Genomic DNA, 18,330 nt, shown 5'->3' with positions numbered 1-18,330 from the left:
TTTACCTAGACAACCCAACCATGACCCCTACGACCAAAAAAGTCACCTTCGCCTTTGCCATCTTCCTCGTGGCCGGCTTCCTGCTGCTGGCAGCCTACACGTGGATGGCCCTCAGCTTCTCGTACTCGGAAGGCGAACGGGCGGGCTACCTGCAAAAGTTCTCCAAGCGGGGCTGGATCTGCAAGACATGGGAAGGTGAATTGCTGCTGACGGCACTGCCAGGCACCATCCCGGAAAAATTCCAGTTCAGCGTGCGCGATGACGAGGTGGCGAAGCAATTGACGGCCGCCGCCGGCAAGCGCATTCTCGTCACCTACAGCCAGCACAAGGGCGTGCCCACGCAATGCTTCGGCGAGACGGAATATTTTGCCGATAAAGTCGTATTGAGCCAGTAATACCGCAAGTCCAGTAACTTCAGAAGCATCGCGCCGGCCAGCCTTTCCAGGCCGGCGCCTCCCCCTCCTCAATATCTTCGTGTGCCGCATTCTGGCTAAACCATTTACAAATGTAATCAAACTGCAAGATGCTTGCGCAATCGCATGATGCGCCGCCAGACGACCGTTAGCGTGTCTTCACCTCTGTCACTGGAAACGTCATGCGCATACAATCCACCTTCCTGACCCTGCTGGCCGCCTCGCTCCCCCTGTCCGCCCAGGCACAGGACCTGTCCGGCATGGCCGGCGCCCTGAAAGTACACTCAACCAGGGAGCGCACCTTTGTCGGCGCCATCAGCTACACGCAGCCCGTGGGCAATTACAATGCGCTGAGCCTGTCATATATCAACGAAGGGCACCCGGACGACCATCACCGCGACGGCATGGCGGGCCAGATCTGGCTGCGCACGAAAAACGTGGCGCAGGGACTGATGCTGGGCGCCGGCGTGGGCCGTTACTTTTTCTTCGACACGGCCAGGACCGTCGAAGCGCCGCACAACTTCGACAATGACCATGGCTGGGGCTCCATCGCCAGCCTGCAGGCGCGCTGGCAATTCGACAACCGCTGGTATGCACAAGCACAAATCAACCGCATCCGCCCCAGCGGCAAGGACAACACCACGCATTTGCTGATCGGCGCCGGCTACCGCTATGACGGCGTGCCAGGCGCCAAGCTGCACTTGCAGAACTGGGCCTACGACGACACCTTGACCCTATCGACCGGCCACACCATCGTCAACAGCTTGCGCTCCGAATCCTCGCGCCCGTTCACCCTGGAATACCGGCGCGCGGCGGGAAAATACGTGGACTGGAGCGCCACCCTCATCGACGAAGGCGGCACGGCGCTGGCGCACCGGCGCGGCGCGGCCGTTCAACTGTGGCTGATTCGCTCGCTCAATGAAAAGGTGGAATTCGGCATGGGCGCCGGGCCATACGTGGCCTGGGACGGCCGCGACACTCAGGGCCACGACACGCGCCTGACAGGCTTGCTGTCAGCCGTGGCCCGCTACCATGTCAACCGCCACTGGCTGGCGCAAGTGGCGTGGAACCGGGTGGTAACGGATTACCACCGCGATGCGGATGTGTTGCTGGTGGGGGTGGGCAGGAAGTTTTAAACGTTCGAGCCTAGCGCGAACGCCAGACGGCTCCCGCGTCATTCGGTTGCGTCAATCTCTCGATCACTTCGCGCGTCAAACTGGCCGAACTGACTTGTTCGGCTTTCGCACGGGCGGCGGTCAGGGAGTTGGAAAAGACCGTTTGTGGCTGCTCCAGGCTGGCGCGCAGGGCGGCCAGTTCCCGTTCCTGCTGCTGCGCGCGCGCCGTTTCCATCTCCAGCAATTGCTGCTTGGCCTCGGCCATCGCGCGCGTCGTCTCGGCTGCCTTGCGCTGCAGGGCGGCATGGGCCTGGGCGCTGGCCAGCAAGGCTTGCTGCGCGTCGAGCTTTTCGCTGGCGGCCCGCTGCGCGGCCAGCTCCAGCTGCTCGCGCTGGCGCATGGCGTCGAGCGCCTGCTGTTCCATCGAGGCGCGCGCTTCGGCTGCCGCCGTCGCCTGCTTTTCCACTTCCAGACGGCCGGCGATGGCTTGCGAGGCGCGTTCTTCGGCGCTGCTGGTCTGGCGCTGCTGCACCAGCTTTTGCGCAATCAGGGCCAGCGACTCGCGTTCGGCCGCGACGAAATCGCGCTCGGACGCCAGCAGCGCATCGGCCGCTTGCGCCTTGTCTTCTTCCACGCGGGCGCGCTCGCTATGCACTTGTCCCAGTTCCACGGCCAGGCGCGCCTGCGCCTGCACGGCTTGCGCGGCAGCGGCCTTTTTTTCACCTTCGACCAGGGCCTGGTCCATCAGGATGCGGATGGCGTCCGCTTCCTTTTGCGCCGCTTCCCGCAAAGCCTGTTCGGCCGCGTGCTGGCCGCGCAGCAGTTCCGCTTGCGCGCCTTCGGCGGCGATGCGTTCCTGCGCCGCGTTGCACGCCAGCGCTTCCGCTTCCAGTTTCTCTTTCAAGGCGGCGATGGCGGCTTGTTCGGCGGCCAGGCGCTCCTGCTCCGCCTGCAGCAGCTGCTCTGCCTGGCGGGCTTTTTCCTGCGCCAGTTGCGATGCCTGTTCCTGCGCGGCCAAGGTCGACTTGCTGGCATCGACTTCGGCCTGCTCGGCTGCGTTCTGGCTGGCGGCCAGTTCCGCCGCCTGGCGCGCCAGCTCGGCGCGCTCGTGCGCCAGGCTGGCGGCGCGCTGCTGCTCTTCCAGTTCGCGGGCTGCCGCCACGGCGGCTGCCTGTTCGGCCGCTTCGCGTGCCTTGGTCTGTTCGAGTGCGGCCGTTTCCGCTTCCAGCTTGGCGTGGCCGGCGATTTCCGCATCCTGTTCGGCCGTCACGCGGGCCAGCGCCACGGCGCGCAGCTGGCGGTCCACCTCGATGCGCGCCTCGGTGGCGGCCAGGATGCGCACGTCGGCATCGCGGCGCGCCTGCGCGCTGGCCACGGCGACCATTTCCAGGCGCTCGCGGTGGATGGCCGCGTCGCGCAATTCTTTTTCCGTCTGCAGGCGCAAACGCAGCGACTGCGCCGCATGGCGTTCCGATTCCGCCTGCGCCAGCGCGATGGCTTCGCGTTCCTGTTCCAGGTGCGCCAGCGCGCGCGCTTCTTCCAGGGCGCGCACTTCGGCGGCGGCGCGGTTGAAGGCCGATTCCAGCGCGATCTGGTCGGCGCGCTCGCGCTGCACCGTCAAGTCCAGCGCTTCGCTTTCCGCTTCGGCCAGCATCTGCGCCGTCTGGCGCGCACCGTGCGCATGGCGCTCGCGTTCACGCGCCAGCACGGCGACTCTGGCGTCGGCCGAGGCGATGCCCACCATTTCTTCCTTGGCTGCCTGCACGGCGGCGACGCGCTCGACGGCTTGCAGGCGCGCCTGCTCCGTCTGCACCTGCAATTCCTCGGCGGCGCGGGCGGCCTGTTCGGCCAGTTCCGACTGCACCGCCACTTGCTCGCTGGCGCGCAAGCGGCTTTCCTGCTCGGCGCGCGAACGCTGTTCGGCGGCCAGGCGGATTTCATTATCGGATTCCACACGGGCGCGCAGTTCGGCCGTTTCCTGCTTGACGGCTTCCAGGCGGGCCACGCTGGCTTGCGCGGCGGCGCGCATGGTGTCGAGTCGTTCGCGGTTGGCGGCAATCGCTTCTTCGGCGGCCTGCGCATTTTGCTGCGCGGCGGCGGCCGCGGCCGCGTCGATGGCGGCGCGGTCCTCGGCCAGCGAGCGCACGCGCGCTTCGGCCAGCGCGCGGCTTTCGGCGGCGCAGGTGGCCTTCGCTTCCGCTTCCACGCGGGCAATCGCCTCGTGGATGGCTTTCAATTCCATTTTCTGGCGTTCGGCGGCGGGCGCCTTGGCATCGGCTTCGGCTGCCGGCTCGGCTTGCGGCTGGGGTGCGGCGATGGCGACCGGGGCCGGCGCTTCCGCCTTGCTTTCCAGGTCCTTGAAATCATGCAGCGAGACCATGCTGTCCTGGTCGAACTCGTCGTCGGCGCAATACGCGACGGTAAGGGAGGCGGCCTGGCGCTGATTTTGCTGTGCTTGCATGATTTCTCGCTTGTTCGGGTGAATTCCGTTGCTTCTAGGAATTTATTACCACCATTATCGAACAGGCATGCACAAATCAGCGCGGCAAGAAGAGCACCTTTTACCGCCCTTTTCGGGCGTTTAGGTCAAATAGGCCAGAGCGGCGCATCATCCATCAACGCCACCTGCTCCCGGAGTTCCAGAATGCGGTCCTGCCAATAGCGCTGCGTGTTGAACCACGGGAAGGCGACGGGGAAGGCGGGATCGTCCCAGCGGCGCGCCAGCCAGGCCGAATAATGGATCAGGCGCAGGGTGCGCAGCGCTTCGACCAGGTACAGCTGGCGCGGGTCGAAATCGCAAAAATCTTCGTAGCCGGCCAGGATGTCGCTCATCTGGCGAACCTGGTCGCTGCGCTCGCCCGACAGCATCATCCACAGGTCCTGGATGGCAGGTCCCATGCGGCTATCGTCGAAATCGACGAAATGGGGGCCGGCGTCCGTCCACAGCACGTTGCCGCCATGGCAATCGCCATGCGTGCGCAACATGGCCACGTCGCCCGCGCGGTCATAGCAGCGCTTGACGCCGTCGAGCGCCTGCTGCGCCACGCTGGAATACGCGGCCAGCAGTTCGGGCGGCAGGAAATTGCCTTCCAATAGAAACTCGCGCGGTTCGACGCCAAACGTCTGGTGATCGAGCGCCGGCCGTTCCTTGTAGGTCGACAGCGCGCCGACGGCGTGGATGCGGCCGATGAAGCGCCCTATCCATTCCAGGGTGGCCGGGTCGTCCAGTTCAGGCGCGCGGCCGCCGTGGCGGGGGAAGACGGCAAAACGGAAGCCCTGGTACTGGTGCAGGGTGCTGCCGTTGATGGACAGCGCCGGCACCACCTGGATTTCGCGCTCGACCAGCTCGGACACGAACGCGTGCTCTTCCAGGATGGCCGTATCGGTCCAGCGCGCGGGGCGGTAAAACTTGGCCACCAGCGGCGCGCTGTCTTCGATGCCGACCTGGTAGACGCGGTTTTCATAGCTGTTCAGGGCCAGCAGACGGCCATCGCCGCGCAAGCCCACGCTGTCGAGGGCGTCGAGCACGCAATCGGGGCTCAGGGCGGAAAAGGGATGGACGGGCCGGTCGTCCTCGTGCGGCTGGTTTTCATTGTGCATAAGCGACATTGTAAGGCGCGCGAGGTCCGCCGGTGCAAACACTTCGGCGGCAAGCCGCAGCAAGGCGTATACTGGCGCCTTACATTCAATCAAAGAGCAAGCCATGCAACTCGAACAGCCATTATCAGAAAAAGAATTCGACGAATTAGACCAATTCCTGTTGTCGGAGCGCTGCTCCGAGGACGCGATGACCATGGATATGCTGCACGGCTATCTGACGGCCGTCGCCATCGGCCCGGAACCGATCATGCCGGCCGAATGGTTGCCGCGCGTGTGGGGCGAAAACGCCGAAGATGCGCCAAAATTCAAGAACAGCAAGGAAGAAGAGCGCATCGTCAACCTGATCATGCGCTTCATGAACGAAGTGCTGGTGACGTTTGAAGTGGCGCCGAAAGAGTTCGAAGCGCTGTTCGTCGAGCACGACTACGAAGGCCAGACCCTGATCGACGCCGAAGCGTGGTGCTGGGGCTTCTGGGACGGCATGGAACTGCGTCCTGGCTCGTGGAACGAGATCTGGGATTCCGAAGTGGCCGAACTGATGCAGCCGATCTACCTGCTGGGCGCCGACGAAATCAAGGAAGAAGAGCTGAAACTGGTGGAAGACCCGGTCAAGGCGCACAAGCTGGCGCAGGAACTGGAAGCGAACCTGCCGGCCATCCACCGTTTCTGGGTACCGCGCCGCAAGGCACCGGTGCAAACCATGAAGCGCGAAGAGCCGAAAGTAGGCCGCAACGACGACTGCCCTTGCGGCAGCGGCAAGAAGTTCAAGAAATGCTGCGGCGCCGAGCCGGCAGCCGAGTAATCGCGCAGTAGCATCCCTGTTGCGCCGGCGTCCTGCCGGCGCAGCGCCGACGCTGGCCCCCGGGCTATAATCGGCGCATGAAACTCCCCGACCTGAACCTGCTCGTCGCCCTCGACATCCTGCTCGAGGAAGGCAGCGCCGTGGCCGCCGCGCGGCGCATGAACTTGAGCGCGCCGGCCATGAGCCGCACCCTGGCGCGCATCCGCGACGCCATCGGCGACCCCGTCTTCGTGCGCTCCGGGCGCGGCTTGGCGCCTACTCCGCGCGCGCTGGAATTGCGCGAGCAGGTGCGCGGCGTGGTGGAGCAGGCGCACGCCATCTTCACGTCCGGCCGTGAAATCGACTTGCGCACCCTGGAACGCACCTTCAGCCTGTGCGCCAACGACGTGTTTGTCGGCGCCTACGGCGGCAAGCTGCGCGACCTGCTGGCCGTGCACGCGCCGCACACGGTGCTGCGCTTCGTGCCCGAAGGCGACGGCGCCACGGAAAACGACGCCCTGCACGCGGGCCGCGTCGACCTGTACATCAGCGCGCGGCGCGCCTTTGCGCCCGACATCAAGCTGCAGCAGCTGTTTAGCAGCGGCTTTGTCGGCATCGCCCGCAGCGACCACCCGATCTTCGACGGCCCCATCAACCTCGACAGCTTTACCGAGTACGAACATATCAGCGTCTCGCGGCGCGGCCTGGCGCGCGGCCCGTTCGATACGGCACTGGCCGAGCGTGGCTACACGCGCCGGGTTTCGCTGATCAGCCCCAACTTCCAGTCCGCCATCTTCGCCGTGGCCGATTCGCGCCTGCTGCTGCCGCTGATGCCCACGCCGCTGCTGGCTATCGTCGAGCGCCTGGGCCTGAAGCTGCGCACCTTCGAACTGCCGATTCCCGTCGACAGCGTGGAAGTCTTCCAGGCCTGGCACCCGCGCCTGGACCACGACCATGCGCACCGCTGGCTGCGCCGCATGATCAAGGACTTGTGCATGGGGTCAGACCCTTGCGGGTCTGACCCCGGCATTTGATTGGGGTTGATCTGAACTCACACGCCAGACGCCAAACCCAACGATAAAGACCGGGGTCAGACCCACAGGGTCCGATCCCACCCATCATTGCGTCAGACGCAATTCACACTTCCTTAATTATCAATTTTCACAATATTAACGGCTACCTATACTGCGTGGACTGATCCTCATCCACGGAGTTCCCTGTGTCCGCTGTACCCCTTCCCGGCGCCGCCCCTGCGGCCGCGCCTCCCGTCCCACCTGCTTTCGGCCTGCGCCTGGCCACCGGCCTGGCCGGTGTGCTGCTGGCCGTGCTGGTGTCCGGCCTGAATGAAAACATCACCAAGGTCGCGCTGGCCGACATTCGCGGCGCCATGGGCATTTCTCGCGACGACGCCAGCTGGCTCGTCGCCCTGTATGCGGCCGCCTCGGTGTCGGCCATGGCGTTCGCGCCGTGGTGCTCCGTCACCTTCTCGCTGCGCCGCCTGACGGCAGCCGCCAACATCGTCTGCATGGCCGCCGGCGTGCTATGCCCGTTCGCGCCGAACCTGTCCGTGCTGATGATACTGCGCGTGGTGCAGGGCGCGGCAGGCGGCGCCCTGCCGCCCATGCTGATGACGGTGGCGCTGCGCTTCCTGCCGCCGAATATCAAGCTGTATGGCCTGGGCGGCTATGCGCTGAGCGCCACTTTCGGCCCCAGCCTGGGCACGCCGCTGGCCGCCTTCTGGACCGAGTACCTGGGCTGGCAATGGGCGTTCTGGCAAGTCGTCCCGGGCAGCATCGTCGCCCTGCTGATGGTGTCCTGGGGCTTGCCGCAAGACCCGCTGCGCCTCGAGCGCTTGCGCCAGTTCGACTGGCGCGGCCTGCTGCTTGGCCTGCCCGCCATCAGCATGCTGGTGGTCGGCTTGCTGCAGGGCGAACGCCTGGCGTGGTTCGCCTCGCCGCTGATCTGCGTGGTGCTGGGCGGCGGCGCCGTGCTGCTGGTGCTGTTCTTCATCAACGAGTGGTCGCATCCGCTGCCGTTCTTCAAGCTACAGCTGCTGTCGCGGCGTAACCTCAGCCACGCCCTGCTGACCCTGGGCGGCGTGCTGTTCGTGCTGCTGGCCGTGATCCTGATCCCCTCGTCCTACCTGGCGCAGGTGCACGGCTATCGCCCGCTGCAAACGGCGCCCGTGATGCTGATGGTGGCGCTGCCGCAGTTGATCGCCCTGCCGCTGGTGGCCGCCCTGTGCAATCTGCGCGCCGTCGACTGCCGCTGGGTGCTGGCCATCGGCCTGGCCCTGCTGGCCCTGTCCTGCGTGCTCGGCGCGCGCATGTCGCCGGACTGGATACGCACGCATTTCTACCTGCTGCAAGCGGTGCAGATCTTCGCGCAACCGATGGCCGTGATTCCCTTGCTGCTGCTGGCCACCACGGGCCTGGCGCCGCAGGATGGCCCGTTCGCCTCGGCCTGGTTCAACACCATCAAGGGCATGTCGGCCGTCGTCGCCACCGGCGTGCTCGATGCGCTGATCACGCGCCGCAACCATTTTCATTCGACGGTGCTCAGCGAACGCCTGGGCAACCTGCCGGACGCCGTCGATGTGCCAGGGCTGGCACAGCGCATGCACGCGCAAGTCGTCACCCTGACCTCGTCCGACCTGTACCTCACGGTGGCCGCCATCGCGCTGGCCATGATTGTGATCATCCCCATCCTGCCGACGCGCGTCTATCCGCCGCGCGCCGCTTGAATTTTCATTTTTACGAAAGAGCATCCCCATGCAAAAACCCATACTGCGCTCGCGCGCCTTTCTTCTCGGCCTGGCCCTGCTGGCCGGCGCCCTCGCCTTTTGCGCCTGGCAACTGCTGTTTTCCCCCAGCGAAGAACAAGGCACCGACGACGCCTTTGTCAGCGCCGACTACACCGTTCTCTCGCCCAAGGTGGGCGGCATCGTGCGCGATGTGCTGGTGGAAGACAACCAGGCTGTCAAGGCGGGCCAGCTGCTGGCGCGCATCGACGACCGCGACTACCAGGCCGCCGCCGCCTCAGCCCGCGCCGAAGTAGCCGGCGCCGAAGCGCAACTGGCGAATGCCCGCGCCACGGTGCAGCGCCAGCAATCGGTGATCGAACAAGCCAGCACCCTGGTCGACGCCAACCAGGCGGAAGACAAACTGGCGCAGCAGGAGCTGGCCCGTTCAACGCACCTGGCCGGCCAGGGCGCGGGCAGCGTGCAGAATGCCCAGCAGGCGCAATCGCGCTTCGACGTGAGCCGCGCGCGCCTGGCGCAAAACCGCGCCGCCCTCGTCGCCACGCGCAAGCAGACGGAAATTTTGCAAGCGCAGCAAGGCGCAGCCGAAGCGGCCCTGCTGCGCGCCAGCGCCAGCCTGCAACGGGCCGAACTGGATTTGTCGCATACGCAGCTGCGCGCCCCCATCGACGGCATCGTGGGACGCCGCGCCGTGCGCGTCGGCGCCTTGGTGGCTCCCGGCGCCAGCCTGATGGCCGTGGTGCCCTTGAACCGCAGCTTCGTCGTCGCCAACCTGCAGGAAACCCAGCTGACCCACGTGCGCCAGGGCCAGCGCGCCAGCATCGCCGTCGACGCCTATCCGGGCGCACTCCTGCACGGCACCGTGCACAGCATCGCGCCCGCCACGGGCGTGACGTTTGCCGCCATCGCGCCGGAAAACGCCACCGGCAACTTCACCAAGGTGGTGCAGCGCATCCCCGTGCGGATCGCGCTCGATCCGGGCCAGGATGGCGAACATCGCCTGCGCGTGGGCATGTCGGCCGAAGTGCGCATCGATACGGCCATGCGCCGTCAAGCATTGACACAGGTGAGCGCGCGATGAAAGCACTGATCTTTATCACGGCCGTGGGCCTGGCCGGCTGCGGCAGCGTTGGCAGCGATTTCCTGCGCCCGCACCATGATCTGGGACAGCAATGGCGCCAGCCGCAGGACGCCCGTTTCACCGCACAACAGGATGGCGCCATCGAGCAGCGCTGGTGGGACAGCTTTGGCGACGCGACTCTGTCGTGCCTGCTGCAGCGCGCCGCCGGCGCCAACCTCGACGTGCTGGCGGCCGCCAGCCGGCTGGAGCAAAGCCGCGCCGCGCGCGGAGTCATCGGCGCCGCGCAAGGCCCGTCGCTGGGTGCGAATGGCAGCTATGGCCGCGCGCGCAACAGCGAACAAGGCTTGAGCGACCCGTCGCGCAACAACGGCCAGTCCGCCTACAGCCTGTGGCAAAGCAATCTCGACGCGGCCTGGGAGCTGGACCTGTGGGGCCGCGTAAGGCGCGAAGTGGAAGCGGCTGACGCGCGCGTCGACGCGGCCCAGGAAACGCAGCGCGGCGTGCTGCTGGCCGTGCTGGCCGAAACGGCGCGCGACTACATCGAGCTGCGTGGCGCGCAGCAGACCCTGGCCATCACGCAGCAGTTGCTCGATATCGCCCGCCATACCTTGAACCTGACCCGCATCCGCCTGCGCGAAGGCGCGGCGACGCAGCTTGACGAAGCCGAGGCGGCAGCCCACGTGGCCACCATCGAAGCGCGTTTGCCGCCGCTGCAGCAGCGCGAAGCGCGCCTGGGCAATGCCCTCGCCCTCTTGCTGGCGCTGCCACCGCAGTCGCTGCGGGCGGAACTGGCGGCCAGCAAGGAGATCCCTGTTGTGGCCATGCAGGTACAGCTGGGCGTACCCAGCAGCCTGGCCGAGCGGCGACCCGACATCCGCCGCGCCGAAGCGCAGCTGCACGCGGCCACGGCCGCCATCGGCGTGGCGCAGGGCGATTTTTATCCGCGCATCACGCTCTCGGGCAGCATCGGCCTGCAAGCGATGCAGCTGTCCGACATCGGCTGGGAAGCCAAACGCTTCGCCTTCGGTCCCGGCTTCAGCGTGCCCCTGTTCGATGGCGGCCGCCTGCGCGGCAAGCTGCAATTGCGCGAGGCGCAGCAGCAGGAAGCGGCCATCGCTTACCGCCAGACCGTGCTGGCCGCCTGGCACGAAGTGGAAGATGCGCTGTCTGGCTACCAGGCCAACGCCCGCCGCCAGGCCAGCCTCGATGAAGCCGTCAAGCAGGGACGGCGCGCGCTGGGCAGCGCGGAGCTGCAATACCGCCAGGGCGGCACGGACCTGATCAACGTGCTGCACGTGCAAAACACCTTATTGAACAACGAAGCGGCGCTGGTCGACAGCCGCGCCACCGCGTCGCTGTCGCTGATCCAGGTCTACAAGGCGCTGGGCGGCGGCTGGCAAGCCTTTTCAAGCACCTCGCAAGAAAGTACCCAATGAAACCGAATCCCACCCATTTCTCCATCCACGACGTCAGCGACTTTCCCATCGTGCGCTTTCGCCCTGAAACGGCCGTCACCGGCTATGCCCCGCTGTGGGAAAACGACATGGACGCCCTGCTACGTCATGGCGTACCGTTCGTCATGCTGTTCGAAGAGGAGCGCAGCGATGAAGCGCACATCGACCGCAAGCGGCGCGGCCTGTGGCTCAAGCACAACAAGGTGGCGCTGGCCACCCTGTGCCGAGGCCTGGTGTCGATCGAGGCGGACGCGGAACGGCGCGCGCGCCTGCAGGCGATGGCGGCCGGCGCCATGAAAGCCTTCGGCATTCTGCAGGAAGTGGCGGCCACACGCGAACAGGCCGAGGCCCTGATGGTGTGGCTGCTGGGCAGCGGCCAGATGGCGCGGCCGCGCGCGGCGGACGTGTGGTAGCAATCTAGGCGGCCCTGCGCACGGCGCTCCGGGCGGGGATGACGCACACGTGGCCGTCGCTGCTGGTGGCCGTCGTCAGGGCGATGCCGTACAGCGCGGCCAGGGCGGGCACGGCGCCGGCATCGCTGGCGATGTCGGCGACCAGCTGGCCCGAACGCACGAGCAGCAGGCGCTCGAAGCCCAGCAAGGCGTGGTTGATGTCGTGCAGGATGGCGATGACGGCGTGGCCACGCGCGGCGCAAAACTGCTGCAGGCTGTCGAGCAGATCGAACTGCAGGCCGGGATCGAGCGCCGCCAGCGGTTCGTCGACGAGTATCAAGCCATCGCGCACATCCCACATCTGCGCGAAGATACGCGCCAGCTGCACCCTCGCCTGCTCGCCGCCAGACAGGGTGTCCAGGCGCCGGCCCAGCAAATGCCCGGCGTGCGCCAGGGCGGCGGCGTCCTGCACGATGCGCTCCAGCTGAGGGTCGACCAGGCGCGCCACGCGCCCGAGGCCGATCACCAGCTCGCACTGCAAGCCGAAGGCCACGTTCGAGCCTTGCGGCAGCACGGCGCGGCACCGCGCCAGGTCGGCCAGCGGCCACTGTGCCAGCGGCCTGCCCACGAACGCCACCTGGCCCGCCTGCGGCTGCAGTTCGCGCGCCATCAGTTTGAGCAGGGTCGACTTGCCGGCGCCGCTGGGGCCGAGGATGGCAATGCGTTCGCCGGGCGCCACCCGCACATTGAAGGGGCCGAAATACTGCTGGCCCAGTTGGGTGGTGGCGAAGGAGAGTTCCAGCAGGGGCGTCATGTTCACCTCTAGGCGGTGCCGTGGCGGAAGCGCCGCAACAGCATCAGGAAAAATGGCCCGCCCAGCAAGGCCGTGAAAATACCGACGGGGACTTCTGCGGGAATGGCGACAGTGCGCGCCAGGGTGTCGGCCAACAGCAGCAGCAAGCCGCCGGCCAGCATGGACAGCGGTAGCACACGGCGCTGGTCGGCGCCCAGCCAGGTGCGCACCAGGTGCGGCGCGATCAGGCCGATAAAACCGATGCCGCCGCACCAGGCGACGGCAAAGCCCGTCAGCACGGCCACCAGCACGATGACCTGCGTGCGCAGCCGGCCCACGTCGATACCCACGTGCAGGGCCTGCGCCTCGCCCAGCGCCAGCGCGTTCAATGAGCGCATCAGGAAGCGCGTGGCCCACAGCGCGCCGGCCAGCACCAGCAGCAAAGCCGCCACCTGGCGCCAGCTGCCGGCCGACAGCGAACCGAGGGTCCAGAAAGTCAGGGTGCGCAGCTGGTCGTCGCTGGCCAGGTAGATGCACAGGCCCATGACGGCCACCGTGATGGCGTTCAGCGCCACGCCCGTCAACAGCAGGCCGACGATGGAACCGGGGGTGGCCCAACGGGCGACCCGGTCGAGCAGCACGCAAATGAGCATGGCGCCGCCAAACGCGGCCCCCGGCAGCAGCCACACGCGCAGCTCGGGCGCCACGTGCAGGCTGGCGGCGAAAACGATGGTGGCCGCGCCCGCGCAGGCGGCGCCGCTGCTTACGCCCAGCAGCCCGGGATCGGCCAGCGGATTGCGAAACAGCCCTTGCGTCAGGCCGCCGGCCAGCGCCAGCGCGGCGCCGATCAGGATGGCGAACAGGGCGCGCGGCAAACGGATATGCCACAGCACATACGCGCCGCCGGACAATGCCTCGTCGCCCGCTTGAAACGGCGCCAGCCAGTCGGCCAGGGTCACGGGCACGGCGCCCGCCTGCACGGCGATGAGCAGACCGGCAAACAACGCCACAGCCAGCATGCCGCCAGCACCCCAGCGTGGCCAGGACACTGCCGGCGTCATCGCGCGCACGTTCATGCAGCCATGGCTTTCGCGAAGGCGGCATCGAGCTCCATCAGCGCCTGCGGCATGCGCGGGCCAAAGCCCAAGAGCAGCATGGCTTCCAGCGACACGATGCGGTGCTTGCGCCCGGCCGGCGTCTGCGCCAGCCCTGGCAGTTTCAGGATGCCGTCCACGCCGCCCGAAGCCTTCAAGCCCTGGTCCGTGACGAGCACGATGTCGGGCCGCGCGGCGATCACGGCTTCGGGCGTGAGCGGCTTGTAGCCGGCGAATCCACCCTGCCCGCCCATCACGTTGACGGCGCCCGCATACGCCAGCATGGCGTCCGCGCCCGTCTCGCGCCCGCCCACCATCACCTGGTTCGGCGCATGGGCGAGGATGAACAGCACGCGCACGGGTGCATGCTGGCGCTGGCGCACCTTGGCCAGGGCGCCGTCCCATTGCTGCTGCAAGGCTTGCGCCAGGCGCGCGGCGGGGTCGGCACGGCCCGTGATCTGGCCCACCTGTTTCACCCGTTCAATCAAACCTTCGAACTGGTTATTCGCGTTCAGCACCGCCACCGGCACGCCCGCGTCGCGCACCTGGCGCAGCACCGCCGACGGTCCCGCTTCCTCGGTGGCGATCAGCTGCGTGGGCGCCAGCGACAGCACGCCCTCGGCCGACAGGGTGCGCGCATAACCGACCTGCGGCAGCTGTTGCGCCACGGCCGGATACAGCGAGGTGGTATCGACGCCCACCAGCTCGCCCTGCGCTTCGAGCGCATAGACGATTTCCGTCAGGGCGCCGCCGACGCTGACGATGCGCCGCGCCTTGATCACCGGCTTGGCCGCGTCCGACACGGCGGCCAGCACCTGCATCGGCGCGGCCAGGGCCAGCGCGCCCGCCCCCATTTTTTTCAGCGCGATGCGGCGCGCCACGCTGGCGGCGATCATGCGGCGCATAGTTCGCCCTCCTGCAGCACGCGCTCGACGACGTTGCGCCATTCGCACAGTTCATGCACGCCCGGCTTGCGTTCGCCGAAGAACATGACGATGGTGTCGCCCTTGGCGTCGAACAGTTCCACCGACGTCACCAGGCCATCGACGGTCGGCTTTTTCACCACCCAGGCGCTGGCGATATGGTCTTCGCGCAAATGCAGGTTGAAGCGCGTGTCGAGGACATTGATCCACGGCCCCATCACGGCGATCTTGTGCACGGGTCCCGAATGGATCTGGATCATGCCGGCATTGCCGACGAAGGCCATGATGGCCACCTTTTCGAGGGCGGCGTTATTGAGCAGGTCGAGCACGCAGGATTTGTCGAGCTGCTGCACGAAGCGCGGCTCGGCCAGGCGCAGGCCTTGCAGGCGCGAGACCGAATATTTTTTCAGCAAAGTGAAAAATTCATGCGTGTCGCGCAAGTCGGCCCAGGCGGCGCGAAAGCCGGCCACGTCGATCTGCGCGTCGGGTAATTCGGCCGGCGGCGCCGCCGGCGCCGTCACGGCGATGCCGGCCGCCTGGTCCGCGTCGGCGAAGCGCGCCACCAGCGCGTCGTAGGCGGCAATATCGCTTTGCGGCTTGAGGAAAATCTTGTGCACGGCGTGGCCGGCCGCGTCGAAAAATTGCAGGCTGCGCTGCACTTCCTTTTCTCCCATCTCGCGAACGGCAAAGCCATGCGCCCACTGGCGGTAAAACACGCGCAAGTCGATGTCGCCGCCGAGCACCAGGCCCACGTGGTTGGTGTGACTAGCTTTTCGATAGACACCCGTCTTTTCATGCACGCACGAAGCGTTGCGCGTCAGCGCCATGACTTCGCCCAGCGGCTCCAGCGCCTGGACGATGGCGGGCCAGTCGGCCTGCAGGCGCTCAGCGCCCAGCAAGGCGCCATCGGCCAGCGACAGGCCCGCATGCGCGGCGATCAGCTCGCCTTCGGAAATGGCCAGCTCCTCGGCGATGTCGCGGTGGCGGGCTTTCTTTTCGCGGCGCAGGCGGGCAAATTCGCTGGCGACCAGCTCGGTGTTGCAAATAGGGGGCATGCTCGTCACGGTGTCTCCTTTCAAGGCGAACACTGGCTGGCATGGGCTGGCTGGTGGTGGGGAATCTTGAAATCAATTATAAATGAGAATCATTCGCAATCAAGTGTTATTTGTGCGCGGCCCAAAAAAAGCGCCGCGACAGGAAACCCGTCGCGGCGCAAAGGAGACCGATCAATACAACCGATCAGTTCGGGAAAAAAGGTCAGGCGCTCGCTTGCACGACCGGCATGGAGACCGGCTTGGCCGTGGGACGCTGCGCCAGCAAGACGACGGCGGCCAGCACCATGGCGCCGCCCAGCAATTGCGTGCCGCTCACGGATTCCTTCAGCAAGGTCACGCCGAACGCCATCGTGATGACGGGTTCAAACGTGGAAATGATGGACGCCTTGGCCGCGCCGATTTGCGCCACGCCGGCAAAGAAGGCGGCAATCGCGATGGCCGTCGAGAACAGGGCGATGGCGCTGACGGCCAGCCAGCCCGTCGCCGTGCCCGGCAAGGACACGCCTTGCCACAAGGCAATCGCGCTGTTCGACAGGCCGGCCGTGCCCAGGATCACCACGCAGGCGGCCAATGGGTGAATATTCTCGCGGCTTTTCGACAGGCTGTTGCCAAACAGGATGTACACGGCATACACCCCGGCGGCCATCAATGCCAGCGCGATGCCGATGGGCTGGCCCTGCAGCTTGCCGCCCAGGGTGATGGCCATGCCGGCAATGGCCAGCGCCATCAGCACGAGCATGCGGCGGTCCAGCTTTTCCCAGCCCAGCGCCAGCGCGAGGATCGTCACCAGCACGGGATACACATACAGCAACATGCCGCACAGGCCGCTGCTGGCATACATCAGGGCATTGAAATAGCCTTGCGACTGGGCCGTGTACATCAGGCCCATCAGCATGTAGCCGGCCAGCAGGCGGCCGCGCGGCAAGCGCCAGCCGCCGAGCCAGACGAGCGGCAGCAAGAGCATGGCGGCGATGACGAAACGCAAGGCCAGCATGGTCGACGGGTTGACCCCGGACGCATATGCCGCCTTGGCAAACACTGCGGAACTGCCGAAACCGGCGGCCGACAGCAACACCAGCGCAACAGCGCGGCGATCAGACATGACTAAACCTCTTTGAGTACGCCAGGGGAAACCTGCTGCGCGTCGCGCTTTGCGGCCGGCGATGCTCACCGTACTGAAGTACGGTTGCGCTTCTCGGCCACAAATCACTGCCGCTCGCGACGGTTTTCCCAGGCGTTGTAAATATTAATGCCAAGCAAGGCTGGAAGGTGATGCGTACGTGAAATACATGCGTGAATCATATTGCGGGTCACTTCACGCATAGACGGCATCATATTCGCTTGCGCAAAATGAAACAAACCAATATTCTTCACGGATAGGCCGAATATTACTGAGGCTCAATTCTCTTGAGAGTGCCATGTCACGTCCCTTGCCCCCACTCGCCGCCCTGCACGCCTTCGAGGCGGCCGCCCGCCATGAAGGCTTCCAGCGCGCGGGCGAAGAATTGCACGTGTCGGCCGGCGCCATCGGCCACCATGTAAAGCAGCTGGAAGCGTGGCTCGGCATCGTGCTGTTCCAGCGCCTGCCGCGCGGCGTGGTGCTGACCAATGCCGGCCAGCGCTATGCGGCCTCGCTGGGGCCGATCCTCAACCAGCTGGCCGACGTGTCCGAGCAGGCGCGGCGCCAGGGCGACGACAAGGTGGTGACGGTGACGGCCACCAGCTCGCTCGTCTCGCGCTGGCTGATGCCGCGCCTGGGCCGCCTGCGCGACCGCTATCCGCAGATCGAACTGCGCGTGCTGGCCTCGATGCACCCGGTCGACCTGGCGCGCGATGGCGTGGACGTGGCCATTCGCCTGGGACCGGGCCGCTATCCCGGCCTCAAAGTGGATTTATTGATGGAAGAATGGTTTTCCGCCGTCTGCAGCCCCGATTTCCGCGCCAACGCCGCCAGCCTGCGCCAGCCCACCGACCTGCTGCGCTACCCGCTGCTGCACGACGAGCCGGAAGTGCACTTGCCCGGCGAAATCGACTGGACGCGCTGGCTGCACAGCTGCGGCGTGCATTACAGCGGCAATAGCGGCAACAGCGGCGCACGCTTTTCGCACACCTATCTGTGCCTGGACGCGGCCGCCAGCGGCCAGGGCGTGGCCATCGCCGCCAGCCCCCTGATCGGCGACGATTTACGCTCGGGCCGCCTGGTGCGCGTGTTCGAACACGCCGTGCGCGGCCCCCACTGCTATTATCTGCTGCGCTCGCCCCAGGCGGAAACGCGGCCGCTCGTGCATGCCTTCTGCGAATGGCTGATCGCCGAGGCGCGCGCCGACCAGGAAACCGTCTGGCCCACCGTGGAGACCGCATGACTCAGCAGGAATTGGCGCGCAGCGCCGTATATATAGTTCAACATGAATATGAACACGCCACGGTGACGGCGGCCGATGGAAGGCAAGCCAGTCTGGGCGAGTTCTATGGCGATCCGGCCGTGGCCTTGATCGATGGCCATGAACAGTGGTGCGCCGTGGCGGGCGAGGGATTGGTGATTTGCAAGCTGGGACAGCCGTTCGGCCAGTGCGCGGCATATTTCCGCCAGCCTGGCGAAGTGCGCTGGATCACGGCTTTACGGCAAACGGGGGCGTTTGCGCTGGAGTGGCAGGATGAGGATGAGGCTTGGCACAGTCTTGTCTTTGAGGCGGTGGATGTGTCGGCTTACGCGCCAGGGCGCTAAGCCGACCTACGCCGACCAACGCCGACCTACGAAAGCGGAGGTAATGCCCCGTAGGTCGGGTTAGCGCGCAGCGCGTAACCCGACAACACCACCAAACCAGCCGGAGCCAGTAGCTCGGCTTAGCGCGCAGCGCGTAAGCCGAC

At 66.4% G+C, this 18,330-nt stretch carries 17 protein-coding genes; 10 read left to right on the top strand and 7 right to left on the bottom strand.

Translation table 11 applies throughout. The features are described from left to right. Positions 1–20 precede the first annotated feature (20 nt). Positions 21–395 (top strand): hypothetical protein, encoded by a 375-nt coding sequence (locus FG13_RS26825; protein ID WP_035826012.1) that lies wholly within the window; start codon positions 21–23, stop codon positions 393–395. Between the two features lie 200 nt (positions 396–595). Next, positions 596–1,549, top strand: a complete 954-nt coding sequence (locus FG13_RS26820) for a hypothetical protein (protein WP_035826008.1) — start codon at positions 596–598, stop codon at positions 1,547–1,549. A 10-nt stretch (positions 1,550–1,559) separates the two neighbouring features. Here the strand turns inward: FG13_RS26820 and FG13_RS26815 are convergent, their stop codons facing one another. Both FG13_RS26815 and FG13_RS26810 read right to left on the bottom strand, forming a co-directional pair. Next, positions 1,560–3,989 (bottom strand): hypothetical protein, encoded by a 2,430-nt coding sequence (locus FG13_RS26815; RefSeq protein WP_035826005.1) that lies wholly within the window; start codon positions 3,987–3,989, stop codon positions 1,560–1,562. Between the two features lie 125 nt (positions 3,990–4,114). Then, positions 4,115–5,128: a serine/threonine protein kinase gene (locus tag FG13_RS26810; protein ID WP_035826001.1), complete on the bottom strand. Its 1,014-nt coding sequence runs from the start codon at positions 5,126–5,128 to the stop codon at positions 4,115–4,117. A gap of 103 nt (positions 5,129–5,231) precedes the next feature. Between FG13_RS26810 and FG13_RS26805 the strand changes: the two genes are divergently transcribed. The 6 genes from FG13_RS26805 to FG13_RS26780 all read left to right on the top strand — a co-directional run bounded on the left by FG13_RS26805 (position 5,232) and on the right by FG13_RS26780 (position 11,618). Beyond that, positions 5,232–5,930 (top strand): UPF0149 family protein, encoded by a 699-nt coding sequence (locus tag FG13_RS26805; protein ID WP_035825997.1) that lies wholly within the window; start codon positions 5,232–5,234, stop codon positions 5,928–5,930. 77 nt (positions 5,931–6,007) lie between these two features. Further along, positions 6,008–6,943: a LysR family transcriptional regulator gene (locus tag FG13_RS26800; protein ID WP_035825994.1), complete on the top strand. Its 936-nt coding sequence runs from the start codon at positions 6,008–6,010 to the stop codon at positions 6,941–6,943. A 185-nt stretch (positions 6,944–7,128) separates the two neighbouring features. After that, the gene (locus FG13_RS26795) at positions 7,129–8,652 is read left to right on the top strand and encodes an MFS transporter (RefSeq protein ID WP_035825991.1); all 1,524 of its coding nucleotides are present in this window, start codon (positions 7,129–7,131) and stop codon (positions 8,650–8,652) included. A gap of 28 nt (positions 8,653–8,680) precedes the next feature. Beyond that, positions 8,681–9,751 carry an HlyD family secretion protein gene (locus FG13_RS26790; RefSeq protein ID WP_035825990.1) on the top strand — a complete coding sequence of 357 codons (1,071 nt, stop codon included), beginning with the start codon at positions 8,681–8,683 and terminating at the stop codon, positions 9,749–9,751. Continuing rightward, positions 9,748–11,187 carry an efflux transporter outer membrane subunit gene (locus FG13_RS26785; RefSeq protein WP_051959485.1) on the top strand — a complete coding sequence of 480 codons (1,440 nt, stop codon included), beginning with the start codon at positions 9,748–9,750 and terminating at the stop codon, positions 11,185–11,187. Before FG13_RS26790 ends, FG13_RS26785 begins: the two co-directional genes overlap by 4 nt. Next, positions 11,184–11,618 carry a hypothetical protein gene (locus FG13_RS26780; RefSeq protein ID WP_051959484.1) on the top strand — a complete coding sequence of 145 codons (435 nt, stop codon included), beginning with the start codon at positions 11,184–11,186 and terminating at the stop codon, positions 11,616–11,618. The genes FG13_RS26785 and FG13_RS26780 overlap by 4 nt, the downstream gene beginning before the upstream one ends. Positions 11,619–11,622: 4 nt before the next feature. Here FG13_RS26780 and FG13_RS26775 read toward each other — a convergent pair whose 3' ends face one another. The 5 genes from FG13_RS26775 to FG13_RS26755 all read right to left on the bottom strand — a co-directional run bounded on the left by FG13_RS26775 (position 11,623) and on the right by FG13_RS26755 (position 16,564). After that, a complete protein-coding gene (locus FG13_RS26775; protein WP_035828844.1) occupies positions 11,623–12,411 on the bottom strand; it encodes an ATP-binding cassette domain-containing protein in 789 nt (262 codons plus the stop codon). An 8-nt stretch (positions 12,412–12,419) separates the two neighbouring features. Next, positions 12,420–13,466, bottom strand: a complete 1,047-nt coding sequence (locus FG13_RS26770) for a FecCD family ABC transporter permease (RefSeq protein WP_051959483.1) — start codon at positions 13,464–13,466, stop codon at positions 12,420–12,422. Further along, the gene (locus tag FG13_RS26765; RefSeq protein WP_035825988.1) at positions 13,463–14,389 is read right to left on the bottom strand and encodes a heme/hemin ABC transporter substrate-binding protein; all 927 of its coding nucleotides are present in this window, start codon (positions 14,387–14,389) and stop codon (positions 13,463–13,465) included. The genes FG13_RS26770 and FG13_RS26765 overlap by 4 nt, the downstream gene beginning before the upstream one ends. After that, positions 14,377–15,462 (bottom strand): hemin-degrading factor, encoded by a 1,086-nt coding sequence (locus FG13_RS26760; RefSeq protein WP_051959482.1) that lies wholly within the window; start codon positions 15,460–15,462, stop codon positions 14,377–14,379. Before FG13_RS26760 ends, FG13_RS26765 begins: the two co-directional genes overlap by 13 nt. Positions 15,463–15,664: 202 nt before the next feature. After that, positions 15,665–16,564: a DMT family transporter gene (locus FG13_RS26755; protein ID WP_035825987.1), complete on the bottom strand. Its 900-nt coding sequence runs from the start codon at positions 16,562–16,564 to the stop codon at positions 15,665–15,667. Positions 16,565–16,880: 316 nt separating this feature from the next. On the opposite strand from FG13_RS26755, the gene gcvA reads away from it, so the two are divergent. Next, positions 16,881–17,825: a transcriptional regulator GcvA gene (gcvA, locus tag FG13_RS26750; RefSeq protein ID WP_035825985.1), complete on the top strand. Its 945-nt coding sequence runs from the start codon at positions 16,881–16,883 to the stop codon at positions 17,823–17,825. Next, on the top strand, positions 17,822–18,187 hold the full coding sequence (locus tag FG13_RS26745) for a hypothetical protein (protein WP_035825983.1): 366 nt from the start codon (positions 17,822–17,824) through the stop codon (positions 18,185–18,187). The genes gcvA and FG13_RS26745 overlap by 4 nt, the downstream gene beginning before the upstream one ends. Positions 18,188–18,330: the final 143 nt, after the last annotated feature.

It is taken from the genome of Janthinobacterium sp. RA13 (genome assembly GCF_000745325.1).
In the GTDB taxonomy this organism is placed as follows: Bacteria; Pseudomonadota; Gammaproteobacteria; order Burkholderiales; family Burkholderiaceae_D; genus Janthinobacterium; species Janthinobacterium rivuli.
Note: the sequence above shows the minus strand (reverse complement) of the source record. Positions and strands in the feature narration are given on the sequence as shown.